This is a genomic window from Pseudoxanthomonas mexicana, assembly GCF_014397415.1.
Lineage (GTDB): Bacteria > Pseudomonadota > Gammaproteobacteria > Xanthomonadales > Xanthomonadaceae > Pseudoxanthomonas_A > Pseudoxanthomonas_A mexicana.
Genome location: NZ_CP060731.1, coordinates 3,606,386 through 3,629,984 on the forward strand (window position 1 = coordinate 3,606,386; position 23,599 = coordinate 3,629,984).

Sequence of the window (23,599 nt, forward strand, 5' to 3'; positions counted from 1 at the left end):
GCACGGTGTCCATCGTCACGATGGCTTCCAGCAGGCGCGCGCACTCCCGCCTGCGCGCACCATGGTCCTGCATCCTGCGCACCATCCCGCGCGGGAGCCCTCTCCCCCACGAGGTGCACCATGCCCCTGCTGAACCCCGTCACTCCATCTCCCGCATTCCCGCCCCGTCCCGTGGACGACGCGCGCGTGCAGTTGTTGCGCAGTCTGCTGGCGGATCGCGACTGGTCATCCGAAGGCATCGTGCGTACGCGCCTGCTGCAGGCGCTGGCGCTGCTGCGCAGCCAGGAGGCCACCTCGCTGGATGAAGCCACCTGGCTGCTGGTGGCCGATGAGACCGCGCGCTACCTGGACTTCCGCCGCCTGCGCAATCTCGAGGCCCAGCTGCGCGGATGCCCGCACGACGCCCTGCGCTACACCCGTGCCGACTGGGAGGCCGCACGCAACGCCGAAGCGGCACTGGAAACGCACCTGAGGCACGTCCGCTTCGGCAGCTACGCCCCCGAACCGGTGCCGATGTTCCGCATCCACTGAACCCGGCGAGGCCGCACAGCCGCGCCCTCACCCACCCAACCCCTCGGGTTTTCCCCGATGCCGCCCCACCCCGGGCGGCTCTTTTTTTCTTCTTCCCCGCCCGTTCCGCGGGCCGGGAATGTCAAGCCTTGCCCCACCCCACCCCCGCCGGTACGCTGCCCTGACAGCACTCCGAGCCGGCATGTCTTCCCGTTTCGTCCACCTCCACCTGCACACCGAGTTTTCGCTTGCGGATTCGATCATCCGCGTGCCCGAAAAGCCGGACCACGCCGACCCGAAGAAGGCCAAGCAGGCCAACCTGTTGAGCCGGGCGGTGGAACTGGGCATGCCCGCGCTGGCGGTCACCGACCGCAACAACCTGTTCGCGCTGGTGAAGTTCTACAAGGCCGCCGAGGGCGTGGGCATCAAACCCATCGCCGGCGCCGACGTGATGGTCGCCGAAGGCGGCGAAGCGCCATGGCCGGTGACCCTGCTGTGCCGCGACCGCGAAGGCTACCTGTCGCTGTCGCGGCTGCTCTCGCGCGCATGGATGGAAGGCCACCGCACCGACGGCGTCGCCATTGAGCCGGAATGGCTGCGCGCAGACCACCAGGGCCTGTTCGCCATCATCGGCCGGCAGAGCCTGGCCGGCCGTCTGGCGCTGACCGGCCGTCACGACCTGGCCGAACAGCACCTGGCCGACTGGCAGCGTACGTTCGGCGAGGACCTGCACCTTGAACTGACGCGCACGCAGCGCGATGGCGAGGAGGCGTTCAATGCCTTCGCCCTGCATGCCGCAGGCACCCGCGGCATGCCGGTGATCGCCAGCAACGACGTGCGCTTCCTGTCGCCGGACGATTTCGACGCGCACGAAGCGCGCGTGTGCATCGCGTCCGGCCGCGTGCTGGACGACCCCAAGCGCCCTCGCGAATACAGCGCCGAGCAGTACATGAAGTCGGCCGAGCAGATGGCCGAACTGTTCGCCGACGTGCCGGACGCCATCGACAACACGCGGGCGCTGGCGCAGCGCTGCAACATCGAGATGCGGCTGGGTACGTACTTCCTGCCCGCGTATCCCGTGCCCGACGACGAAACGCTGGACAGCTGGATCCGCCGCCAGTCGCACGACGGCCTGAAGGCGCGTCTGGAGAAGAATCCGCTGGCGCCCGGCCATACGCGGGAGGACTACGAGAAGCGGCTGGATTTCGAGCTGGACACCATCTGCAAGATGGGCTTCCCCGGCTACTTCCTGATCGTGGCCGACTTCATCCAGTGGGGAAAGAACCACGGCATCCCGATCGGCCCGGGCCGCGGCTCCGGCGCCGGCTCGCTGGTGGCATGGGCGCTGCAGATCACCGACCTGGACCCGCTGCCGTACGGCCTGCTGTTCGAACGCTTCCTCAACCCGGAACGCGTGTCGATGCCCGACTTCGACATCGACTTCTGCATGGACCGGCGTGACGAGGTGATCGACTACGTCGCGCGCAAGTACGGCCGCGACCGCGTCAGCCAGATCATCACCTACGGCACCATGGCGGCCAAGGCGGTGGTGCGCGATGCCGGCCGCGTGCTCGGCTTCCCGTACGGCCTGGTCGATGGCGTGGCCAAGCTCATCCCCAATATCCTGGGCGTGTCGCTGAAGGACGCGATGGGCGAGGGCAGCAGCGAGGCCGCGTCGCAGGAACTGATCGACCGCTACCGCGACGAGGACGACGTCCGCGACCTGATCGACCTGGCGCGGCAGCTGGAAGACCTCACCCGCAACGCCGGCAAGCACGCCGGCGGCGTGGTGATCGCGCCGTCGCCGCTGTCGGACTTCTGCCCGCTGTTCGCCGAACACGACGAAGGCGGGCGCGGCAAGAACCCGGTCACCCAGTTCGACAAGGACGACGTGGAAGCGGTCGGCCTGGTGAAGTTCGACTTCCTGGGCCTGCGCACGCTGACGATCATCGACTGGGCGGTGAAGGCGATCAACGCACGGCATGCGCGCGCCGGACTGCCGCCGCTCGACATCGCCGCCATTCCACTGGACGACGCCAGCGTCTACCGCGACGTGTTCGCCAACGGCAACACGGGCTCGGTGTTCCAGTTCGAATCCTCGGGCATGCGCCGCGCGCTGAAGGAAGCCAAGCCCGATCGTTTCGAAGACCTGATCGCGCTGAACGCGCTGTACCGCCCCGGCCCGATGGACATGATCCCGTCGTTCGTCGAGCGCAAGCACGGCCGCGAAGAATTCGAATACCCCGACCCGCGCACGCGGACCATGCTGGAAGAGACCTACGGCATCATGGTCTACCAGGAGCAGGTCATGCAGATGGCGCAGATCGTCGGCGGCTACTCGCTGGGCGGCGCCGACCTGCTGCGCCGCGCGATGGGCAAGAAGGTGCCGGCCGAAATGGCCAAGCACCGCGAGATCTTCCGCGAGGGCGCGGCCAAGGGCGGCGTGGACGAGCGCAAGGCCGACGAGATCTTCGACCTGATGGAGAAGTTCGCCGGCTATGGCTTCAACAAGTCGCACGCCGCCGCGTACTCGCTGGTCGCCTACCAGACCGCGTGGCTGAAGAAGCACTACCCGTCCGAGTTCATGGCCGCCACGCTGTCCTCGGACATGGACAAGACCGAGAAGGTGGTCGGCTTCCTCGACGAAGCGCGCGGGCTGGGCCTCGACGTGCGGCCGCCGGACGTGAACCATTCGGACTTCATGTTCGTGGCCACCGATGCCGGCACCATCCGCTACGGCCTGGGCGCGGTGAAGGGCGTGGGCCAGGGCGTGTGCGAGAGCATCGTCGAGGCGCGGCGCGAGGGAGGCGAGTTCCGCGACCTGTTCGATTTCTGCAAGCGCGTCGATTCGTCCAAGCTCAACAAGCGTGCGCTGGAAGCGCTGATCAACGCGGGCGCGTTGGACGCACTGGGCCGCAACCGCGCCTCGCTGGCGCTGCAGTTGCCCGAAGTGCTGAAGGCCATCGACCAGATCAGCAAGAACCGCAACGCCGGCATCGTCGACATGTTCGGTTCCAGCAGCGGGGGCGACGACATCCACGTCGACCTGCCGGTGACGGACGAATGGCCGCTGATGCAGAAGTTGCAGGGCGAACGCGAGACGCTGGGCCACTACCTCAGCGGCCATCCGATGGACCCGTACCGCGACGACCTGCGCTCGCTGGTCGGCAGCGACCTGAGCGAACTGGACCGCCTCTGGTCCAGCTCTTCCGGAGGGGACAAGAAGGGCTGGCGGCCGGAGGTCAGCGCGATCGTCGCCGGCCAGGTGGTAGGCATCCGGCGCAAGGGCGACAGCCAGGTGTTCGTGCAGCTGGAGGACGGACGCGGGCGTATCGAGTGCAGCGCGTTCTCCGACGCGCTGTCCGAGTTCGGTGCGCTGCTGACGCGCGACCGCGTGCTGGTCATCAAGGGCGGCCTGCGCGAGGACGAATTCAGTGGCGGCTACAGCCTGCGCATCCGCCAGGTGTGGGATTACGCGCAGCTGTGCCAGCAGCATGCGCAACGCCTGCAACTGCGCCTGGACCTGCGCGTGCCGGGCCTGTGGGAGCGCGTGGACGCCCTGCTGTCGCGGCATCGTCCCGGCGGCACGCCGGTGCGCCTGGACCTGCTGATGGGCGCCGGCGACGGCGTGATCGCCGGCATGCTGGACCTCAACGGCCAGAAGGCGGTGCGCGTGGATGCCGAACTGCTGGACGCCCTGCGCGCCATGCCCGGCGTGCGTACCGCCAAGCCGGCCTTCTACCGGCCGTGGGCGAACTGACGGCGTCACGGCCCTACCCCCCCGTACGTGACCGTCGGGGTGCTTCGGCTACACTTTCCCCCTTTCCGGCCCACGGCCCGCAGATGAATCCGAACTACCTCGACTTCGAACAACCCATCGCCGACCTGGAAGCCAAGATCCAGGACCTGCGCGCCGCCAGCACCGGGCCGGCGGTGAATGTCGATGCCGAGGTGCACGCCCTGCAGGACAAGCTGCGCATCCGCACGGCGCAGATCTTCCGCGACCTGACGCCCTGGCAGGTCTCGCAGCTGGCCCGCCACCCGGCACGCCCGTACACGCTGGACTACATCAAGGTCTTCTGCGACGAGTTCCAGGAACTGGCAGGCGACCGTGCCTTCGCCGACGACAGCGCCATCGTCGGTGGCCTGGGCCGCATCGACGGCCGCAGCGTGATGATCATCGGCCACCAGAAGGGCCGCGACACCAAGAGCAAGATCGCGCGCAACTTCGGCATGCCGCGTCCGGAGGGTTACCGCAAGGCGCTGCGCCTGATGAAGATGGCCGAACGCTTCAAGCTGCCGCTGCTGACCTTCATCGACACCCCGGGCGCCTATCCGGGCGTGGGCGCGGAAGAGCGCGGCCAGTCCGAAGCCATCGCCCGCAACCTGATGGAAATGGCGGAACTGAAGATCCCGATCATCTGCACGGTGATCGGCGAGGGCGGCAGCGGCGGCGCGCTGGCCATCGGCGTCGGCGACCGCACGCTGATGCTGGAGTACGGCACCTACTCGGTGATCTCGCCGGAAGGCTGCGCGTCGATCCTGTGGAAGGACGCCGCAAAGGCCAAGGACGCTGCCGAACAACTGGGCCTGACCGCCAGGCGCCTGAACGGGCTGGGCCTGGTCGACAAGGTGGTGCGCGAACCCATCGGCGGCGCACACCGCAACCCGCGCCAGATGGCGGTGCGCCTGAAGGCCGTGCTGCTCAACGAACTCGATGCGCTGGAACGGCTCCCGGTCGAACAACTTCTGCAGAAGCGCTACGCGCGCCTGCGCGGTTACGGCGCGTACGAAGCGGCCTGAAGCCATCGCCGGGGATGGCCAGGGTCAGAGCCATCCTCGGGATGCTGCTGGTTGTCGCCGGATTCGTCGTGGCGGTGTGCTTCGGTCTCTACGCGGTCGGCGCATCGGACTTTCCCGATTACCGTGAGCCGAACCGCTACCGCGCCAAGCCCGACCTGCGCGCGCTCTATCTGGATGTCGAGGCGGGCGGCATTGAGGATGTGCCGCGCCTCAATCCCGTAAGCGCATGGGGTTACCGGCTGTGGCAGCTCTCGGGATGGCAGGGTGCCCCCCTCGACTCCCAGCTGGGACTGCTCAGCCGCGCGGGGCGGACCCTGGCCATGCGACAGGCGCACCCGACACGCGGACTGCGCGGGCATCTCCTCGACTCGGCCGCTGCCATCCGTGCCAGTCGTGACTGGCCCCTGGAACGCATGGTCGACACGATACTGGCAGAGTCGACGTTCGGTCGCGGCGCCAAGGGCATCGAACAAGCCGCGCTCGCGTGGTATGGCCGGCCTTTGGACGACCTGGTCCCCGAAGAGCGCCTGTTGCTGATCGCGCTGATGAAAGGGCCGTCCCACTACGATCCCGTCTGCCGGCCGGAGCGATTCGCCCAACGCTACCCATGGGCGGCGAAGCGCGCGGGTTTCGCCGATGCCGGGAGCGCCCTGCGCGCGGCTCTGGCTAGAATGCGGCCTTCCGCCTGTCCGGCATCGGGAACCGCACCCGCACCATGAGTCCACTCCTGCTGCTGTCCTTCGCCCTGCAGATCGCCTGCTGCGTGCACGTGGTGCGCACGGGACGTCCGCTGTACTGGGTCTTCATCCTGCTGCTGTTCTCCTTTCTTGCGGTGATCATCTACTTCATCGCCGAGATCCTGCCCGAGCTGCGCCACCATCCGTCCGCACGGCGCACGGTACGGAGCATGCGCGACCGCATCGACCCCGACCGTGATCGGCGCGACGCCGCCAGGCTGCTGAAGGCCGCCGATACGCCTGCGAACCGGCGGCGGCTGGCCGAGGAGAGCCTGCGCAGCGGCGACTACGCGCACGCATCGGAGCTCTACGGGCAGGCGCTCAAGGGCCTTTACGCCACCGATCCGGACCTGATGCTGGGACTGGCGAAGGCACAGTTCGGCCTGGGCGAGTCGGCCAAGGCGCGCGCCACGCTGGACGCGCTGATTGCCGCCAACCCCTCCTTCCGTTCCGTCGACGGCCACCTGTTGTATGCGCGCGCAGTGGAAGACACCGCCGACGCCGCGGCCGCCATCCACGAGTACGAGGCCGTCGTGCAGGGCTATCCTGGCGAAGAGGCCCGCGCGCGCTTCGGCCTGCTGCTGAAGCGCCTGGGCGAGCATGCACGGGCGCGCAGTCTGTTCCAGGAGATCCTCGACCGCTCCGATGCGGCGCCCCAGTATTACCGCCGCGAACAGCAGGACTGGATCGCCCTGGCCCGGCGCGAGCTCGCCTCGCTGGACTGACCGCATCCGCGGCGACGGACGGTTGACCACGATCAAGGCCGGCGCGCGCGCCGTGCGCGATGATGTACGCAGGCCGGCGCATCGTCGGCCATGCATGCGGGAGAGTGGAATGGACCTGCTGTCGTTGCCCTGGTGGATGCTGCCGACGGTCCTGTTCGTGCTGCCCGTGATCGTGGCGCTGGGAGTGAACCGCTGGCGCTTCCATCGCGCGGGCGTCAGCCAGCACCTGGTGCTGGGTCTGTTCGTCGGCGCGTGCTGGACCGCCGCCCTGATCGTCATCCTGCAACAGGTCAGGTAGAGCGTCGCGCGCGGCACGGCCCGCGCGATGCGGCCGACGCATCGTTCCGTTCGCCGGAATCGGCTTCCGAAGCACGGCAGCCCGGGGCGCAGGCGTGGCCACGATGATGGACCGAGGCTGCGTGCCGGCAGCTTCATCGCTAGCATGCGCGGATGCGCCCTCCGTCCCCGTCCCTGCCCCTACTGCCCGCCGCCACGGAAGGACGCGTGTGGGTGGCGTTGAGCGGCGGATGCGATTCGACCGTCCTGCTGCATCGCCTGGCGCAGGATCCTGATCTGCAGCGCCGCGGACTGGGCGCCGTCCACGTGCACCATGGCCTGCAACCTGAAGCCGACGCCTGGGTGGCGCACTGTGCCGCGGCCTGTGCGGCGCTGGATGTCCCGCTGCAGGTGCGCCATGTACGGGTGGATGCCACCCGGGGCGAAGGTCCTGAAGCGGCGGCACGGCATGCACGGCGCGAGGCGTTCGCCGCCGTCATGGCGCCCGGCGATATCCTGGCCACGGCCCACCATCTGGAAGACCAGGCGGAGACCTTCCTGCTGCGCGCCCTGCGCGCCTCCGGCCCCGACGGGCTGGCGGGGATGCGGCCCTGGCGCCGCTTCGGCCCCGGATGGCAATGGCGGCCGCTGCTACGCACGCCGCGCGACGCATTGCAGGCCTATGCCCTGGCTCACGGACTGCGATGGATCGAAGACCCCAGCAACGCCCGCACCGACGCAGACCGCAACTTCCTCCGCCACGACATCCTGCCCCGCCTGCGGCTGCGCTGGCCGCAGGCGGATGCGGCGTTCGCGCGCAGCGCGACGCTCAGCGCGGAGGCCGCCGACCTGCTGGCGCGCCAGGATGACCGTCTGCTCGCGGAAGCGGCCACCGCCGACCCGGCCGCGCTGGCCATCGCCCCGCTGCGCGAGGTCGCACGCGCACAGCGCGCGCGTGTCTTGCGCCGATGGATCGAGCGGCTGTCGCTGCCGCCGCTGCCGGCCGAAGGGGTGGCACGCATCGAAGCCCACCTGCTGGATGCGCGGGCCGATGCGCAGGCGGAATTCGTCTGGCAGGGTGCGGTGGTGCGTCGATGGCGCGGGCTCCTGCATGCCGAGCGCATGCGCGGCGTCCTGCCCGCGGACTGGCATGCCGACTGGGACGGGACGGTCCCGCTCGCACTGCCGGAGGGTGGCAGCCTGTCGCTGGAGGGCGGCGACCACCGGTTCGATACGCCCTTGCGGGTAGGTGCGCGCCGCGGCGGCGAGCGCATCGCCCTGCCGGGCCGGTCCCACCATCACGCCCTGAAGGACGTGCTGCAGGCGCTCGGTATCCCGCCCTGGGAGCGCCGCCAGCTTCCGCTGCTCTGGCGTGGCGACATGCTGTGGGCGGCGGGCGATCTCGTCCTGTCGGCCGATGCCGACACCTGGTTGCGGACGCACGGCGCGCGACTGGTGTGGCAGCGCGGCTGAGCCTGCCCTGCGTTTGACCTGACCGCGCCCGATCCCCACACTTGCCGCATGGCTAAGAAGACCCCCGCAGACGCCTCGCCCGTCGCCCATTTCGAGCAGTCGCTGGACGAACTCGAACAACTGGTCGAGAAGATGGAACACGGCGACCTGAGCCTGGAAGCCTCGTTGGCCGCCTACGAACGCGGGGTCGGCCTGTATCGCCAGTGCCAGGCCGCGCTCGAACAGGCGGAACTGCGCGTGCGCCTGCTCAGCGATCCGGAACAGCCGGAGAACGGCGACGCCTTCGCGCCCGCGCCCGATGGCCGCTGATCCGCGTTTCGCCGCCTGGGCGGCAGCGCTGGAAGGCCATCTGGATCGGGCGCTGCCACCGGCCGACACCGCCCCGCGACGCCTGCATGCCGCCATGCGCCACGCCGTGCTCGGCGGCGGCAAGCGCATGCGCGCCCTGCTGGTCTACGCCGGCGGCACGCTGCTGCAGGCGGATGAGGCCACGCTGCATGCGCCGGCCATCGCGGTCGAGCTGATCCATGCCTATTCGCTGGTGCACGACGACCTGCCGGCGATGGACGACGACGATCTGCGCCGCGGCAAGCCCACGGTGCACATCGCCTTCGACGAAGCCACCGCCATCCTCGCCGGCGACGCGTTGCAGACGCGCGCGTTCGAGGTGCTGGCATCGGCTACGGTCGCGGCGACCCTGCGGGTGGACTGGCTCGGCACGCTGGCGCAGGCCTCCGGTGCCGCCGGCATGTGCGGCGGCCAGGCGCTGGACATCGATGCCACCGGGTCGCAGCAGACACTGGACGACCTGCAGCGGATGCACGCCCTGAAGACCGGCGCCCTGATCCGCGCGGCCGTGCGCATGGGCGCGCTGGCCGGCGCAGCGGATGCCGCCACGCTCGCGCGGCTGGACGATTTCGCCACGGCGTTGGGGCTGGCGTTCCAGGTGCGCGACGACATCCTCGACATCGAGGCCAGTTCCGAACAGTTGGGCAAGACCGCCGGCAAGGATGTGGCGCAGGCCAAGTCGACCTATCCGGCCCTGCTGGGCATGGACGGCGCGAAGGCGAAACTCGCCGAACTGGATGCCCTCATGCGCGAGGCGCTGGCCCCGTACGGCGGCGGTGCCGATGCGCTGCGCGCGCTCGGCGAGCTGGCGATCCATCGCGCCTACTGAGCGAGGGCATGAAAAAAGCCCGGCATTGCCGGGCTTTTTGTTCCCCGCGATGATCGCTTACTTGATCAGGCGCAGGGCGAACGGATAACGGTAGGACTCGCCGTTGTTGGCCTTGATGCCGGCGATGATGCACAGCACCAGGTTGGCGATGCCGACCAGCGGCATCAGCAGCAGGCCGATCAGCACGAAGGCCAGGATCCACGAGATGACGATGGCGATGAACACCGTGATCTGGAAGTTCAGCGCTTCCTTGGACTGGTCCACGACGAAGCCCTTGGATGCATCGTCCTTGCTGACCAGCCAGATGATCAGCGCGCCGATCGGGCCGGTGACGATGCCCAGCAGGTGCGCCAGCAGCGACATGGTGCGCTGGTCCTGGGGCGCCTCGCCTGCGGTCGGCGGCGGCGGTGCGGTGACGTTGTCGAATTCGCTCATCTAGGTGATTCCCCTAAGTGGTGGGTGGGCGGTCGAGTGCCGCGATCCCCCGCAGCACTCCGCATGCCAAGCATAACGGGTAACCGCGCCGAGGGCGGCCACGGAACCCGCTTTCGCCTATTCGCCCGCCACGGTCATGCGGCCGACAAGGACGGAGCCCACGCCGACATGGGAGCGGCGATCCACATCGCGGCCCACCGCCTCGATGCCCGCGAAGATCGTCTTGAGGTTGCCGGCGATGGTGATGCCGTCCACCGGGTAAGCGATCACACCCTGCTCCACCCAGAACCCCGCCGCACCGCGCGAATAGTCGCCGGTCACACTGTTCACGCCCTGCCCCATCAGCTCGGTGACCAGCAGGCCGGTGCGCATGCCCGCCAGCAGGTCGTCGAAACCGCCCGCGTTCGCCTTCACCTGCAGGTTGTGCACGCCGCCGGCGTTGCCGGTGGTCTGCAGGCCGAGCTTGCGCGCCGAGTAACTGCCCAGCACGTAGCGCTCCAGCACGCCATCGCGGATGAGGTGGGAGCGCTTCGTCGCCACGCCCTCGGCATCGAACGCGGCCGAACGCAGGCCATGCGGCAGCAGCGGCAGTTCCTCGATGGCGAACCAGTCGGGAAAGATGCGCTGGCCCACATGATCCAGCAGGAAGCTGGCCTTCCGGTACAGCGCGCCGCCGGAGACCGCGCCCAGCAGGTGGCCGACCAGCGAACGCGCGACCTCCGCCGAGAACAGGACGGGATACTCGCCGGTCGCCAGCGAGCGCGGCTGCAGGCGCGCCACCGTGCGTTCGGCGGCCTTGCGGCCGATGGCCACCGGATCTTCCAGTTCCTGGTGCGACAGGGCGGTGCTGTACCAGCCGTCGCGCTGCATGGCATCGCCCTGCCCGGCGATCAGCGCGCAGCCGATCGTGTGCTGGGTGTCGCGCTCGCGGCCGATGAAGCCGTGCGAATTGGCGTACACCGACAGGCTTTCGCCGCTGCCGATGGAAGCGCCGTCGGAGTTCTCGATGCGCGCGTCGGCGTCGCGGCCGGCCGCTTCGCAGGCCAGCGCCAGATCGACGGCGCGGTCCATGTCCAGCGCCCAGGGATGCCAGACATCCAGATCCGGGAACTCGCGCGCCATCAGCGCGGCATCGGCCAGCCCGGCGGCCTCGTCGTCCTCGGTGAAACGCGCGATGGCGCAGGCCTGTTCCACCGTGGCCTCCAGGCTCTCCTCGCGCAGGTCGGCGGTACTGGCGCTGCCCTTGCGCTTGCCGAAGTAGACGGTCACACCGATGCCGCGGTCGCGGGTGGACTCCACCGTCTCCACGTCGCCCAGGCGCACGTTGACGTTGAGGCCGGTTTCCTCGCTGCAGCTCACCTCGGCCTGGGTGGCACCGTGGGCCCGCGCGCGGTCCAGCAGGCGCCGTGACAGCGCCTCCAGGCGTTCGAGCCGGGCCAGGCTGTCGTCAGGGGAAGTCAGGGCGGTGGCGTTCAATGCTTTATCCTTGTATCCAGTGATCCGCGCACGGGCGACGGATCGGCATTCGATCAGGCTTCCACGGCGCACCGCGGAAGCGACAGAGAGGCTTCACCATGCGCGGACGCGACCCCGAAACCGGCGAATTCTATAGCCCCAGCCGCACCCAGCAACGGATCGAGGCGCTGGAGATCCGCAGCCTGGCCGAGAAGCTGGTGGCGCTTCCCGCCGCGCAGCTGGCGCGCCTGCCGATTCCCGAGGAGCTGATGCCGCACATCGTGGAAACGCAGCGCATCACCTCGCACATCGCGCACAAGCGCCAGTTGCAGTTCCTCGCCAAGCAGATGCGGCGCGAGGAGGATGAAGTGCTGGAGGCGATCCGCGACGCGATGGACGAGGGCGGCGAAGCCGCGCGTCGCGAAACGGCCCTCCTGCACCAGGCCGAACAGTGGCGCGACCGTCTGCTGGCCGATGGCGACGACGCGCTGGCCGCGCTGCTGGAGGAATTCCCCACGGCCGACCGGCAGAAGCTTCGCCAGCTGGTGCGCAACGCCGTGGACGAAAAAACCAAGAACAAACCGCCACGCGCATTCCGCGAACTGTTCCGCGAAGTGCGTGAGCTGCTGTCCTCGACGGACACGCCGGACAACGAAGCCGCTGCCGAGTAGCCCCTCTCCCGTCGGCGACCGAAGGAAATCCCTGCGGGAGAGAGGGGTCGGGGTGAGGGGCGACGAAAGTCGAGACGCATCAAACATTGTGACTCCGCTCGCCCCTCATCCGGCGCTTCGCGCCACCTTCTCCCGAAGGGAGAAGGTACAGACAGGCAGGCTTCACGCCTTCGTCCCGCCCACCGTCAGCCCTTCGATCAGCAGCGACGGCTGGCCCACGCCCACCGGCACGCTCTGGCCGTCCTTGCCGCAAATGCCGACGCCCTGGTCCAGCGCCAGGTCGTGGCCGACCATCTTCACCTTCTGCATCGTCTCGGGGCCGTTGCCGATCAGGGTGGCGCCCTTCACCGGCGCGGTGATGCGGCCGTCTTCGATCAGGTAGGCCTCGGTCGCGGAGAACACGTACTTGCCGCTAGTGATGTCGACCTGGCCGCCGCCGAAATTGACCGCGTACAGGCCCTTCTTCACCGAGCGGATCATGTCTTCCGGATCGTCCTGTCCGGCCTGCATGTAGGTGTTGGTCATGCGCGGCATCGGCAGGTGCGCGAACGATTCGCGACGGCCATTGCCGGTAGGCGCCACGCCCATCAGGCGCGCGTTGTGGGTGTCCTGCATGTAGCCCACCAGCACGCCATCCTCGATCAGCGTGGTGCAGTTCGTCGGTGTGCCTTCGTCGTCGATGTTGAGCGAACCGCGGCGACCCGGCAGCGTGCCGTCGTCGACGATGGTGACGCCCTTGGATGCGACCTGCTGCCCGATGCGGCCCGCATACACACTGGTGCCCTTGCGGTTGAAGTCGCCCTCCAGCCCGTGGCCGACGGCTTCGTGCAGCAGCACGCCGGGCCAGCCGCTGCCCAGCACCACCGGCATCACGCCGGCCGGCGCATCGATCGCCTCCAGGTTCACCAGCGCCTGGCGCAGCGCTTCGCGCGCGAGGTCTTCCGGCTTGCCGTCGGCGAACAGTTCCGCATAGCCGTAGCGGCCGCCCATGCCGGCATAACCGGATTCGCGACGACCGTTCTGTTCCACGATGACCTGCACGTTCAGGCGCACCAGCGGGCGCACGTCGGACGCCAGCACGCCGTCGCTGCGCGCCACCAGCACCGTGTCGATGCCGCCGGACAGGCTGACGGTCACCTGCTGCACGCGTGGATCGGCGGCACGCAGGAAGCGATCCACCGCACGCAGCGCCTCGACCTTGGCCTCGTTGCCCATCGCATCGATGGGATCGTCGCCGGCGTACAGTGCGTGGCCGCCGCTGCGCACCAGCGCGCGCGGCGCGTGCGCCGCGCCGTCGCGGGCGATGGCGCGCGCCGATTTCGCCGCGTCCAAGAGGGCCTGCGCGTTGATGTCGTCGGAATAGGCGAAGCCGGTCTTCTCGCCGGAGATCGCGCGCACGCCCATGCCCTGCTCGATGGAATGCGCGCCGTCCTTGACGATGCCGTCCTCGACCGTCCAGCTTTCGCGGCGCGCATGCTGGAAATACAGGTCGCCGAAGTCGATGCCCGGCCCCAGCAGCGTGCCGAAGGCGCGGTCGAGACCGGACGGATCCAGGCCGGCGGGCAGGAGGAGACGGGTTTCGGCGAGCGGGATCGGCAGGGTCATGTCTTCACCATGGGGGCGGAAGGCGGCCGCGACAAGCGCGGTCGCCGACGCGCGGGATGTCAGGGGGCGCCGGCGCTGTCGGCGCGGTCGTTCTGGCGGACGCGCGACTGTTCGCGCCCCACCACCTCGACCTTGGGCGATTTCCACGGGCCGGTAACCCGGTAGGTCTTGGCACCCATTTCGGCCAGCGGCTTCTTCAGCACCGCATTGGCCACGGCGCCCACCGCCGCGCCGATGGGACCACCGGCCACCGCGCCGACGGCGGTCAGCACGTTGGCGGATTTCGGCTTCACGTCGACCATCTGGTCGAACTGCTCGCTGCGCAGGTCAGTGTCACCGCGGATCAGGATCTCGGCCGCGGGTCCGTCGATCACCAGGTTCTCGCTGCGCGCCAGCCCGCCCGTGATGCGGAGGTCGCCATCGATGCGGTTGAACGCGAATCCCTTCGAGAAGAAATCACTGAAGTCGAGCATCAACCGACGCCGCACTTCCGCCACGCTCAGCAGGCCCAGCACGCGGCCTGCGCCGGGCTCGACTTCCAGCAGGTGGCCATCGCGCGCGGCCAGCTTGACGCTGCCTTCCAGCGACGCGAGGCGGAAAGCGGCGGGGCTGCCCGGCCAGGCGGCCTGGGCAGTGATCTGGCCGTGGCCGCCGCCGACGCGGTCGCCTACACCCAGGTCATCCATCAGCGCACCGAAGTTCTCGCTCTTCACCTCGGCGGCGAAGCGGGTGCGGGCCGCTGGCCCCAGGCCGGTCCACTGCCCGCTCACGTCGATATGCTGGCCCGGCGAACGCAACTGCAGCTGGTCGACATGCATGCCGTCGGCCTGCTGGCGCGTGCGCAGCTTGGCCGCGCCCAGTCGCGCGTCGCCGAAACGCAGGTCTTCGATGTCCAGCGACAGCGGCGGGATGTCCGCCGGGTTGAGATCGTCGGTAGCGCCGCGTGCGGACGCGACGGCAGCGCCGCTGTCGGTCGCGGACGCCTTGCGCCAGTGCACGCGCGCCAGCTTGCCGGCGATCGCCGCGCCCTTCGCGTCGGGAACCAGCAGCGCGCCGGACAGCGCCTCGCCATCCAGCGACACCGCCAGCGCCTGCTGCGCGGGTGCCAGCTGCAGGCGCGTATCGTGGAACACCGAGCCGATCATCAGCAGACGCTCGGCGGTGACGTCGATGTGGCGCAACGGCAGCGATCCCCCTTCGCCACCGCCCTTGGCCAGCGCCACCCACTCCATCGCGTCCAGCGTGCCGGCACGGCCGGTCGCGATCAGGCCGGACGCCGGAGCGGCGTCCTTGACTTCATGGCTGCCCAGCACGACGCGCACGCCGGTCTGGCCGTTGCTGGCGCGTGCGCGCAAGGCGAGCAGGTCCCCGAACGCCACGTCGATCTGTCCGCTGCCCATCGGCAGCGGCGCACGAACGGTGGTTTTCAGTGGCGAGCCAGGCGCCTTGCGCAGCGGCGCCGGCAGGCTCATCGCGGTGCCCACCAGATCGGAGGTGAGGTTGAGCTGCGTCGGCGGTTCAGGCTTGCCCGTCGACGTGCGCGGAATGTTCACGCCCACGGTCCACGACGAACGTCCATCCATGTAAGGCTTCAGCCAAGCCATCTCGGGCGCGCGATCCAGCAGGCGATCGGCATCCACCACGGTGGACAGGTCCGCCTCGAACGCCTGGCTGCGGTCGCGCGTACCACTGCCGGCACGCAACCCCAGCACGCCCGCCTGACCCTCGTGCACGACCTGCAGCGATCCGGACGCGAAGCCGCCATCGTCGTACTTCGCCTTGCCCCGCACGTTCTCGAACACCAGGTCCCAGCGTTTCTCCGCCAGCTGCGCACCCTTCAGGTCCACCGTGCCGGCGAGCTTGCGGCGCGCCTGTTCGTCGGCGTGCAGCGGCTGCAGCAGGTCGAAGGTCGCCGCCACCGGTCCCTTCGCCTGCAGGTGGTCCAGCGTATCGGCATAGGTCTTGTGCAGCGGGCTCTGCCGCAACATCGCCAGCAGCTTGCCCGCATCGGTATCGGCGCGCGCGGTGATCTTCAGGTCGCCCTGGCCGAAATCGGCGATGCCGGCTTCGAACGCCGGCACCGCGACGTCCGCCAGCATGCCGCGCGCCTTCAGCAGGAAGCCGTTGCCGATGAAGGCGATATCGCCGTGCACCTGCTCCACCTGCGGCCAGTCGTGCTGGAACTTGAACTGGCCGCCCTCGATGCGCGCCACGGCTTCGAAGCGGCCGTTCTGGCGCGTGAACGGCCAGTCGTCGAGATCGCCGGTGACGATGGCGCGTCCGTCGCGCACCGTGCCGCCGACCAGCGCGCCGTTCAACCAGTCGACGGCGGCCTTGGACATCTTGTGGTGGATCCAGAAGCCCTTTGCCGCCGGCACCGGCGCGTCGTCGAGATCGGCGGCCAGATCGATCCACGGCCGCGTGCCATCCCCCTGGAACCACATGCCGCCGCGCACGTCTGCGCCGTAGTCCTTGCCCTGCACGTGCAGCGCCGGCGTACCCACGCGCCAGCCCTGGCCCTCGCGCCAGCCCAGGATCTCGCCCTGCAGCCTGACGTCGTGGACCACGGCGAACCCGCTGGGCCAGTCGAACCGCATGCGCGAAACCGGATCGAGCTTCAGGCGGAAGCCGGCCGCATCGCCGTCGAAATCACCCGCCAGCCCGCTCAGGCCGGGCGCATCGCCGACCGGCGCAAACGAGATGTCTCGCAGCGTGCCCTCGCCCTGCATCGCGCCGTCACGGCGCCCCGCCAGCGCGAGCCGCGCCAGCCGCGCGCCCGGCCTGGCCTGCACCAGCCAGCGGCGCAGTCCGGGTTCGACCTTGTCGCTCAATCCCAGCACCGCGAACAGCGGTGCCGCGTCCACTTCATCCGCCAGCACCGCATAGCGCGCACCGCCGGCCAGCGCCAGGCCGTCGAGCGTCTGTACCGCCGGTGCGCTCCCGACGCGCAGGCGCGGCGCATCGAGGCGCCAGCCGCCATTCACCAGGCGCCAGCGCATGCGGCCCTCCAGTTGGTCGAACGCCACGCGGGTCGGCGCGGCGGATGCAGGCAGCGGCGCGCCGCGCAGGCCGACCTGGCGCAGGTGAGCGTCCGCCGTCACCAGTACCACGCGATGCCGGCGCAGCTCCGTCCATGCGCGCACGCGGCCATTGCCGCGTTCGGCCACCACACCGGCGTAGCGCAGCAGCGGCGCCCATGCGCCGATGTCCTCGGCGACGACATCCAGGTAGGCGCGGCCGTTGCCGGCCTTGCGGTCGAAATCGACGGCGACATTGAGCGGCGCCGCGTCCTTGCGGATCCAGGCGCGCGTGCCCGCGCGCACACGGTCGCCCTGCACGCGCAGTCGCAGGTCGATGTCGGGCACCTGGATATCCCACCCCAGCGACGGCGCAATGATGGCCAGACGCCCGTCGATCACCTGCAACTCGCCCAGGCCCTCCAGACTGGACAGCGGGTCGCCGTCCGCTTGCTGCTGGCCCGGCAGGCCCCGCACGGACCACGCGCCATCGTCACCACGCTGCAGCGTCAGCGCCAGACCGCGCAGGCGCAGCTCGGTGAAGGAACGCCCCGGCAACAGACCGCCATACATCGACACCAGCACCTCGGCCTGGCCGATGCGCACACCGCTGTCGCCTGCTCCCAGCCGCAGGCCATCCAGCTGCAACAGCGGCCCACGGCGCGTCCATTGGGTCTTCACGGCATCGAAGGCCACCGGGCGGCCTGCGCGCTCGCTGAGCCAGGCCGCGATGCGGTCCGGATGGCGTTCGGCCAGCGGCAACACCTGGCTGGCGATCCCGAGCACCACGGCCATGCACACCAGCACGACCGCGGCGCCGTAGACGGCACCCCGACGGGCCAGGCGCAGGCGGCGGCGCAGCGGTGTGGGCATCAGCTCGCTGCGCTCGCCAGGATTCGGGAGTCGGCATTCGGGATTCGGGAAAGCAGGCCCCGGGATCTGCCTTCCCGAATCCCGAATGCCAAAGCTCCCATCCCGGCCTTACAGCAGCACGACATCGAACTGCTCCTGCAGGTACTGGTCGTCGGCCTGGAAGCGGATCGACTTGCCCAGGAACTCTTCCAGCTCCGCCACTGCCGTCGATTCCTCGTCGGTGATGCGGGCGACGACCTTCGGCGAGGCGATCACCAGCAGGCGCGCGGCCTCGAACTGGCGTACGGCACGGGTGATCTCGCGGAAGATCTCGTAGGTCACGGTTTCGGTGGTCTTGATGCTGCCGCGGCCGCTGCATTCCGGGCACGGCTCGGACAACTGACGCGCCAGGCTTTCCACCGTGCGCTTGCGGGTCATCTCGACCAGACCGAGCGGCGAGAACTCGTACACCGTGGTCTTGGCATGGTCCTTCGCCAGCGACTTCTCCAGCGTGCGCAGCACCTGGCGACGATGCTCGGGATCGTCCATGTCGATGAAGTCGATGATGATGATGCCGCCCAGGTTGCGCAGCCGCAGCTGGCGCGCGACCGCCTGCGCCGCTTCCAGGTTGGTGCGGAAGACGGTTTCCTCGAGGTTGCGCTGGCCGAGGAACGAACCCGTGTTCACGTCGACGGTGGTCATCGCCTCGGTCTGGTCGATCACCAGGTAACCGCCCGACTTCAACGGCACCTGCTTGTCCAGCGCGCGGCCGATCTCGTCCTCCACCCCGTACAGGTCGAAGATGGGGCGCTCGCCCGAATACAGTTCGATGCGTTCGGCCAGCACCGGCATGTACTTGGCGACGAAGGCCTGCAGCCGCTCGTGGGTTTCCTTGGAATCGACCTTCACCTTTTCCACGTCCTTGCGGATGAGGTCGCGCACCGCGCGCAGCGGCAGGCTGAGGTCTTCGTACAGGACGCTGCACGAGGGCGATTCGCGGCCGCGGCGTTCGACCACGTTCCAGACGCGCGACAGGTAGGCGATGTCCTCGGCCAGCGCCTCGACAGGCTGGCCCTCGGCATTGGTGCGGATGATGTACCCATGTCCGCCATGCAGGCCGGCCAGTTCGGTGACGGCCTGCTTCAGGCGATGACGCTCGGCTTCGTCCTCGATCCGTGCGGACACGCCGATCACCTTGGACTGCGGCAGCAGCACCAGGTAGCGCGAGGGGATGCTGATCTGCGTGGTCAGCCGCGCGCCCTTGCTGCCGATCGGGTCTTTGACCACCTGCACGACGATGTCCTGCCCGTCGCGCAGCAGGTCCATGATCGGCGCGGGCGGCGGCGTGGGCAGGGCGGCCTCTTCGCCATCGACCACGGCGTCCGGCGAAGAACGCACGATGTCGTTGGCGTGCAGGAAGGCGGCACGCTCCAGCCCGACTTCGACGAACGCCGCCTGCATGCCCGGCATCACCCGCTGCACCTTGCCCTTGTAGATGTTGCCCACCACGCCGCGACGCCAGCCGCGTTCGATGTGCAGTTCCTGCAGCATGCCGTTCTCGATCACCGCCACGCGGGTCTCGCGCGGGGTGACGTTGACCAGGATCTCTTCCGACATGGGGTCCTTCCTCAGGCTGACGCGGTGGCGGCGGTTGCCGTTGGATGGATGCCGAAGCCGCGCAGCAGCTTCGCCGTCTCGTGCAGGGGCAGGCCCATCACGGCCGAGTAGCTGCCGGCCAGGCGGGTGACGAACTGCTCGGCGCGCCCCTGGATGCCATACGCTCCGGCCTTGCCCATCGCCTCTCCGCTGGCGACGTAGGCCGCGATGTCGGCCGCGTCCAGGTCGGCGAAGGTGACGTCGGTGACCACCAGCGCCTGCGCCTCGCGCCCGGCGCTCACCACCGAGACGGCGGACACCGCCTGGTGGGTGCGGCCGGACAGGCGGCGCAGCATAGCGGCGGCCTCCGCTTCGTCGGCCGGCTTGCCGAACACCTCGTCCTCCAGGATGACCTCGGTGTCGGCGCCCAGCACCACTGCGCCGGGCGTGGCCATGACCTTCAACAGCCCGGCGCCGGCCTTTTCCCGGGCGACGCGGCGCACGTAGTCGATGGCCGGTTCGCCGGGCTGGCGTTGTTCGGGGATGTCCAGGTCGATCCGGCCGAACGACAGCCCCAGGCGGGTCAGCAGTTCGGCACGGCGGGGGGATTGGGAGGCCAGATAGAGCATCACGGAAGAATAACCCGCGGCGCCTGACTGAATGACCGCTGATGCCGGCCGCATCCCGGTAACCCTGTCGCAGATCACGGCCCGTTCATGTCATCGTGAACACCCTTGCGCGTCGACGACGACCGGGTGTCCCGCCATCCGAACCACGAAAAGGAGATCCCATGCGCCTGCCCCTGATCCGCCCCCTGCTGCTCGCCCTGACCCTGTCCCTGGGAACCACCGCCGCCATGACCAGCCACGCCCAGACGTCCCCTGCCTACGCCATCCCCTCCGACGGGACCCTGCTCAACGTGTCGGCGCAGGCCGAGGCCTCACGCGTGCCCGACATCGCCACGATCTCCGCCGGCGTGGTCACCCAGGCCGTGGACGGCAACACCGCCATGCGCCAGAACAGCGAGCAGATGGCGAAGGTGATCGCGGCCATCAAGGCTGCCGGCATCGCCGACAAGGACGTGCAGACCAGCGGGATCAGCCTCAATCCGCAGTACCGCTACGCCGAGAACGAAGCCCCCAAGATCACCGGCTACCAGGCCAACAACACGGTCAGCGTGAAGGTCCGCGACATCGCCAAGCTGGGCAAGGTGCTGGACGCGCTGGCCGGCGTGGGCGCCAACCAGATCAACGGCCCGAGCTTCGAGATCGACAACCCGGAACCGGTCTACGACGAGGCCCGCCTGGCCGCGCTGAAGAAGGCCCAGGGTCGTGCCGAGACCTATGCGAAGTCGCTGGGCCTGCAGGTGCGCCGGATCGTCAGCATCTCCGAGGGCAATGGCGGCTTCCGTCCGGTCCCGATGATGGCCATGGCCAAGATGGAAGCCCGCGACGCCAGCGGCGCGCCGCCGGTCTCGCCGGGCGAAACCACCGTCTCTGTCAACCTGGACGTGGTGTTCGAACTGGGCAAGTAAGCCCCGTCACGCGACAACCCAGACGGCGCCCTCCGGGGCGCCGTTTTCGTTGGCGGCCGGCCATCCCGGACTACGCCCAAGGTCGAAGCCCTCCCCTCTTGCGGACGCCATCCGCCGGAGTACAGTCTGGGCTTGCGGCGCCAGGACGTTGCAACCCCACTCCTCGCGGCCGAGCGTTGTTCCGTTCACAGCCCTCAGGAGGTGGATCATGGTTCGCGCACTACCCCACGGTACTGACACCCGCATCGACAGCGGCCGCATCGCCGCCCTCGCCGCCGCCATCGCGGTCCATACGATCGCGCTGCTGATGCTGCTGATGCCGATGGCGGCCCCGCCGATCAAGCCGGTGGCCCTCGACGCCCCCAAGGATCCCATCTTCCAGATCTACGAGAAGAAGGTTCTCCCCGATCCCGTACCTGTGATCGAGGAGCGCAAGATCGTCCCCGAAAAGAAGGTGGACGTGATCCAGAAGCGGATCGACGTGGTGACCCCCGTCGTGGATACCCCCGTGATCGTCGAAGGGGGCAGCGAGCCCGTCATCGAGCAGTCCATGGTCGACACCGGCGCTATCACGGGCCCGGCCCTGGGTGGCCCGCTGCCTTCGGCGACGCTGGAGTATGTCCGTGCGACTTCACCGCGCTATCCGATCAACGAGCTGCGCAACGGCGTGCAGGGCACGGTGCTGCTGCGCGTACTGGTGGACGTGGATGGCACGCCCGTCAGCGTGACCGTCGAGAGCAGCAGCGGCAACCGCAACCTGGACAAGGCCGCGCTCCAGCACGTACTGAAGACCTGGCGTTTCAAGCCCGCCATGCAGGACGGACAGGCGGTGCAGGCTTACGGCCTGGTACCGATTGCCTTCAGCCTGCAGTGATGTTGGCCGCTTGAACGAAGAAGCCCGCCGGAGGGCGGGCTTCTACTTCCCGTACGCGCGACGCGCGTCGCGCGTACACGGGAGTCGACTCCATCACCGAAAGCGCGCTGACCCAGTGGCAGTCGATACCTGACGGGCAGCGGTCGCGACTCACGTCGCTCCTACAGGAGGCGCCCAGCGCTCAGGCGCGGTGATACGGGTGGTTCGCCAGCATCGCCGCGGCGCGGTACACCTGCTCGGCCACCACCAGCCGCACCAGCATGTGCGGCAGCGTCAGCGGACTGAGCGACCATTTCTCGTGCGCCGCGGCGAGCACGTCCGGCGCATGGCCTTCCGGCCCGCCGATCAGCAGGGCGATGTCGCGCCCGAGCGTACGCCAGTGCTCCAACCGCTGTGCGAGCTGTTCCGACGAATGCGGCTTGCCGGTGACCTCCAGCGCCACGACGTGGGCGTTCTTCGGCAGCGCGGCGAGCACGCGCTTGCCTTCGTCGTCGATCGCGCGCTGCGGATCGCGGCCCTTGCCGCGCAGGCCCGGCTCGATCTCGACCAGTTCGAACGGCAGCCAGTGCGACAACCGCTTCTGGTACTCGGCGAATCCCTGGGCGACCCACGATGGCGCACGCTCGCCGGTGGCGATGAGACGGCATTTCATGAGGCCATGATAGCCGCCCCACACACGACGAAGGCGCCCGAGGGCGCCTTCGCACGGAAACGACATGGCGTCAGAGACGCGATTCGTCCGCCGTTTCCACGTCTTCCGGCGGCTGGTCGCCCACCGTCCACAGGCGCTCGAGCGCGTAGAACTCGCGCACGCGCGGCAGCATGACATGGACGATGACGTCGCCCAGGTCCACCAGCACCCATTCGGCCTCGCGCTCGCCCTCCACGCCCAGCGGCATGACGTCCAGCTTCTTGGCGAACTTCACCACTTCATCGGCGATCGACTTCACGTGGCGCGTCGAGGTACCCGAAGCGATGACCAGGTAGTCGGCGACGCTGGACTTGCCGCGCACGTCGATTTCGACGACGTCCTTGGCTTTCAGTTCCTGCAAGGCCGCATGGACGTTGGCGAGCAGGTCCGGCAGGGCCGGCGGCGGGCTGGGGAGGCGGGTCTTGATGACGTGGGCTTGGCTGGACAAAGGCTTGGTGGCTCTGGAGATACGGAACCGATTATAGCGGACCGTGCGTCGCGGCCCGGTCAAGGTAGAGCCTTTCGTCGGCGATCGCCGTGGCCACGCGCGCCGGCACCAGGTGGCGCCAGGGCTCTCCGGTAGAGATGCGGCGCCGGATGTCGGTGGCCGATTCGGGCTGCAACGGGTGATCCAGCCGGTACACCAGGCCGGCGGGGGCCCTGCCCAGCGCATCGGCGCTGGAGGTCCAGCGCGATGCCAGCGCATCGGCCAGATCGGGCGGCAGGCCAGCATCCAGCGGGTTGCCGGGCCGGTTCGCCACCACGAAATGGGCCAGGCCGAACAGCGCCCGCCATTCGTGCCATCCCGGCAGGCCCAGCAGGCTGTCAGCCCCGATCAGCAGGGCCAGGGAGGCCGCGTCACCCAGTTCCATACGCAGTTCGCGCAGCGTGTCCACCGTATAGGAACGCGACCCCGGCAGCCGTGCGGCCCGGCGCAGTTCGCGCCGGTCCACGCACAGGCCCTCCTCTCCCTGTACCGCGAGATCGAGCAGGTGCGCGCGCTGCGCCGCGCTCGCGCCCGGTGGCGCGCGGTGCGGCGGGTCTGCGGCCGGCATCAGGCACACGGTCACGCGCAGCGCGTCGCGCGCCGCGCGCGCAATGGCCAGGTGTCCGTTGTGGATGGGGTCGAACGTGCCGCCGTAGAAGAGCCGCAGCATCGCGCGTGCCG

21 protein-coding genes are annotated in these 23,599 nt (G+C 69.2%); 12 read left to right on the forward strand and 9 right to left on the reverse strand.

Annotated features, from left to right (window positions below; translation table 11 throughout):
- Positions 1-120: 120 nt before the first annotated feature.
- The 9 genes from IAE60_RS16885 (at position 121) to IAE60_RS16925 (ending at position 9,701) form a co-directional block, all read left to right on the forward strand.
- Positions 121-531 (forward strand): hypothetical protein, encoded by a 411-nt coding sequence (locus IAE60_RS16885; protein ID WP_162109948.1) that lies wholly within the window; start codon positions 121-123, stop codon positions 529-531.
- Between the two features lie 181 nt (positions 532-712).
- On the forward strand, positions 713-4,270 hold the full coding sequence (gene dnaE / locus IAE60_RS16890) for a DNA polymerase III subunit alpha (RefSeq protein ID WP_187573120.1): 3,558 nt from the start codon (positions 713-715) through the stop codon (positions 4,268-4,270).
- A gap of 83 nt (positions 4,271-4,353) precedes the next feature.
- Positions 4,354-5,313, forward strand: coding sequence for an acetyl-CoA carboxylase carboxyltransferase subunit alpha (locus tag IAE60_RS16895; protein ID WP_187573121.1), 960 nt, complete (start codon positions 4,354-4,356; stop codon positions 5,311-5,313).
- A 41-nt stretch (positions 5,314-5,354) separates the two neighbouring features.
- Positions 5,355-6,032, forward strand: coding sequence for a transglycosylase domain-containing protein (locus IAE60_RS16900; protein WP_187573122.1), 678 nt, complete (start codon positions 5,355-5,357; stop codon positions 6,030-6,032).
- The gene (locus IAE60_RS16905; protein ID WP_187573123.1) at positions 6,029-6,775 is read left to right on the forward strand and encodes a tetratricopeptide repeat protein; all 747 of its coding nucleotides are present in this window, start codon (positions 6,029-6,031) and stop codon (positions 6,773-6,775) included. The genes IAE60_RS16900 and IAE60_RS16905 overlap by 4 nt, the downstream gene beginning before the upstream one ends.
- Positions 6,776-6,884: 109 nt before the next feature.
- The gene (locus tag IAE60_RS16910) at positions 6,885-7,073 is read left to right on the forward strand and encodes a hypothetical protein (RefSeq protein WP_162110266.1); all 189 of its coding nucleotides are present in this window, start codon (positions 6,885-6,887) and stop codon (positions 7,071-7,073) included.
- 152 nt (positions 7,074-7,225) lie between these two features.
- Entirely contained in the window at positions 7,226-8,524 is a 1,299-nt protein-coding gene (gene tilS, locus IAE60_RS16915; RefSeq protein WP_187573124.1) for a tRNA lysidine(34) synthetase TilS, read from the forward strand.
- 48 nt (positions 8,525-8,572) lie between these two features.
- Positions 8,573-8,833: an exodeoxyribonuclease VII small subunit gene (locus IAE60_RS16920; protein WP_162110264.1), complete on the forward strand. Its 261-nt coding sequence runs from the start codon at positions 8,573-8,575 to the stop codon at positions 8,831-8,833.
- Positions 8,823-9,701, forward strand: coding sequence for a polyprenyl synthetase family protein (locus IAE60_RS16925; RefSeq protein ID WP_187573125.1), 879 nt, complete (start codon positions 8,823-8,825; stop codon positions 9,699-9,701). Before IAE60_RS16920 ends, IAE60_RS16925 begins: the two co-directional genes overlap by 11 nt.
- Before the next feature lie 57 nt (positions 9,702-9,758).
- Here the strand turns inward: IAE60_RS16925 and IAE60_RS16930 are convergent, their stop codons facing one another.
- Together IAE60_RS16930 and pmbA are read right to left on the reverse strand one after the other, a co-directional pair.
- Positions 9,759-10,136 (reverse strand): DUF4870 domain-containing protein, encoded by a 378-nt coding sequence (locus IAE60_RS16930; protein ID WP_162110262.1) that lies wholly within the window; start codon positions 10,134-10,136, stop codon positions 9,759-9,761.
- Between the two features lie 117 nt (positions 10,137-10,253).
- Complete coding sequence (pmbA, locus tag IAE60_RS16935; protein WP_187573126.1) at positions 10,254-11,612, reverse strand: metalloprotease PmbA; 1,359 nt, start codon at positions 11,610-11,612, stop codon at positions 10,254-10,256.
- Positions 11,613-11,710: 98 nt separating this feature from the next.
- Here pmbA and yjgA point away from each other — a divergent pair, with 98 nt between their 5' ends.
- The gene (yjgA, locus tag IAE60_RS16940) at positions 11,711-12,262 is read left to right on the forward strand and encodes a ribosome biogenesis factor YjgA (protein WP_187573127.1); all 552 of its coding nucleotides are present in this window, start codon (positions 11,711-11,713) and stop codon (positions 12,260-12,262) included.
- A gap of 162 nt (positions 12,263-12,424) precedes the next feature.
- Here the strand turns inward: yjgA and tldD are convergent, their stop codons facing one another.
- The 4 genes from tldD to IAE60_RS16960 all read right to left on the reverse strand — a co-directional run bounded on the left by tldD (position 12,425) and on the right by IAE60_RS16960 (position 19,961).
- Entirely contained in the window at positions 12,425-13,867 is a 1,443-nt protein-coding gene (gene tldD, locus IAE60_RS16945) for a metalloprotease TldD (RefSeq protein WP_187573128.1), read from the reverse strand.
- Between the two features lie 59 nt (positions 13,868-13,926).
- Positions 13,927-17,757, reverse strand: a complete 3,831-nt coding sequence (locus IAE60_RS16950; protein ID WP_187573129.1) for a YhdP family protein — start codon at positions 17,755-17,757, stop codon at positions 13,927-13,929.
- Positions 17,758-17,865: 108 nt separating this feature from the next.
- Complete coding sequence (gene rng / locus IAE60_RS16955; RefSeq protein WP_187573130.1) at positions 17,866-19,353, reverse strand: ribonuclease G; 1,488 nt, start codon at positions 19,351-19,353, stop codon at positions 17,866-17,868.
- Positions 19,354-19,364: 11 nt separating this feature from the next.
- Positions 19,365-19,961, reverse strand: coding sequence for a Maf family protein (locus IAE60_RS16960; protein WP_187574790.1), 597 nt, complete (start codon positions 19,959-19,961; stop codon positions 19,365-19,367).
- A gap of 161 nt (positions 19,962-20,122) precedes the next feature.
- On the opposite strand from IAE60_RS16960, the gene IAE60_RS16965 reads away from it, so the two are divergent.
- Both IAE60_RS16965 and IAE60_RS16970 read left to right on the forward strand, forming a co-directional pair.
- On the forward strand, positions 20,123-20,866 hold the full coding sequence (locus tag IAE60_RS16965; protein ID WP_187573131.1) for an SIMPL domain-containing protein: 744 nt from the start codon (positions 20,123-20,125) through the stop codon (positions 20,864-20,866).
- 208 nt (positions 20,867-21,074) lie between these two features.
- A complete protein-coding gene (locus tag IAE60_RS16970; RefSeq protein ID WP_187573132.1) occupies positions 21,075-21,740 on the forward strand; it encodes an energy transducer TonB in 666 nt (221 codons plus the stop codon).
- A gap of 181 nt (positions 21,741-21,921) precedes the next feature.
- Here IAE60_RS16970 and rlmH read toward each other — a convergent pair whose 3' ends face one another.
- The 3 genes from rlmH to nadD form a co-directional block, all read right to left on the reverse strand.
- Positions 21,922-22,392: a 23S rRNA (pseudouridine(1915)-N(3))-methyltransferase RlmH gene (rlmH, locus tag IAE60_RS16975; protein ID WP_187573133.1), complete on the reverse strand. Its 471-nt coding sequence runs from the start codon at positions 22,390-22,392 to the stop codon at positions 21,922-21,924.
- Between the two features lie 70 nt (positions 22,393-22,462).
- Complete coding sequence (gene rsfS, locus IAE60_RS16980) at positions 22,463-22,879, reverse strand: ribosome silencing factor (protein WP_187573134.1); 417 nt, start codon at positions 22,877-22,879, stop codon at positions 22,463-22,465.
- A 31-nt stretch (positions 22,880-22,910) separates the two neighbouring features.
- Positions 22,911-23,588 (reverse strand): nicotinate-nucleotide adenylyltransferase, encoded by a 678-nt coding sequence (nadD, locus tag IAE60_RS16985; RefSeq protein ID WP_187573135.1) that lies wholly within the window; start codon positions 23,586-23,588, stop codon positions 22,911-22,913.
- Positions 23,589-23,599: the final 11 nt, after the last annotated feature.

Coding starts and splice junctions, on each gene's coding strand:
- IAE60_RS16910 (WP_162110266.1), top strand. CDS start 6,885: ATGGACCTGCTGTCGTTGCCCTGGTGGATGCTGCCGACGGTCCTGTTC.
- rlmH (WP_187573133.1), bottom strand. CDS start 22,392: ATGAAATGCCGTCTCATCGCCACCGGCGAGCGTGCGCCATCGTGGGTC.
- IAE60_RS16965 (WP_187573131.1), top strand. CDS start 20,123: ATGCGCCTGCCCCTGATCCGCCCCCTGCTGCTCGCCCTGACCCTGTCC.
- IAE60_RS16895 (WP_187573121.1), top strand. CDS start 4,354: ATGAATCCGAACTACCTCGACTTCGAACAACCCATCGCCGACCTGGAA.
- yjgA (WP_187573127.1), top strand. CDS start 11,711: ATGCGCGGACGCGACCCCGAAACCGGCGAATTCTATAGCCCCAGCCGC.
- IAE60_RS16920 (WP_162110264.1), top strand. CDS start 8,573: ATGGCTAAGAAGACCCCCGCAGACGCCTCGCCCGTCGCCCATTTCGAG.
- IAE60_RS16925 (WP_187573125.1), top strand. CDS start 8,823: ATGGCCGCTGATCCGCGTTTCGCCGCCTGGGCGGCAGCGCTGGAAGGC.
- IAE60_RS16950 (WP_187573129.1), bottom strand. CDS start 17,757: ATGCCCACACCGCTGCGCCGCCGCCTGCGCCTGGCCCGTCGGGGTGCC.
- IAE60_RS16900 (WP_187573122.1), top strand. CDS start 5,355: ATGCTGCTGGTTGTCGCCGGATTCGTCGTGGCGGTGTGCTTCGGTCTC.
- IAE60_RS16885 (WP_162109948.1), top strand. CDS start 121: ATGCCCCTGCTGAACCCCGTCACTCCATCTCCCGCATTCCCGCCCCGT.
- tldD (WP_187573128.1), bottom strand. CDS start 13,867: ATGACCCTGCCGATCCCGCTCGCCGAAACCCGTCTCCTCCTGCCCGCC.
- tilS (WP_187573124.1), top strand. CDS start 7,226: ATGCGCCCTCCGTCCCCGTCCCTGCCCCTACTGCCCGCCGCCACGGAA.
- rng (WP_187573130.1), bottom strand. CDS start 19,353: ATGTCGGAAGAGATCCTGGTCAACGTCACCCCGCGCGAGACCCGCGTG.
- IAE60_RS16930 (WP_162110262.1), bottom strand. CDS start 10,136: ATGAGCGAATTCGACAACGTCACCGCACCGCCGCCGCCGACCGCAGGC.
- IAE60_RS16970 (WP_187573132.1), top strand. CDS start 21,075: ATGGTTCGCGCACTACCCCACGGTACTGACACCCGCATCGACAGCGGC.
- dnaE (WP_187573120.1), top strand. CDS start 713: ATGTCTTCCCGTTTCGTCCACCTCCACCTGCACACCGAGTTTTCGCTT.
- IAE60_RS16960 (WP_187574790.1), bottom strand. CDS start 19,961: ATGCTCTATCTGGCCTCCCAATCCCCCCGCCGTGCCGAACTGCTGACC.
- nadD (WP_187573135.1), bottom strand. CDS start 23,588: ATGCTGCGGCTCTTCTACGGCGGCACGTTCGACCCCATCCACAACGGA.
- IAE60_RS16905 (WP_187573123.1), top strand. CDS start 6,029: ATGAGTCCACTCCTGCTGCTGTCCTTCGCCCTGCAGATCGCCTGCTGC.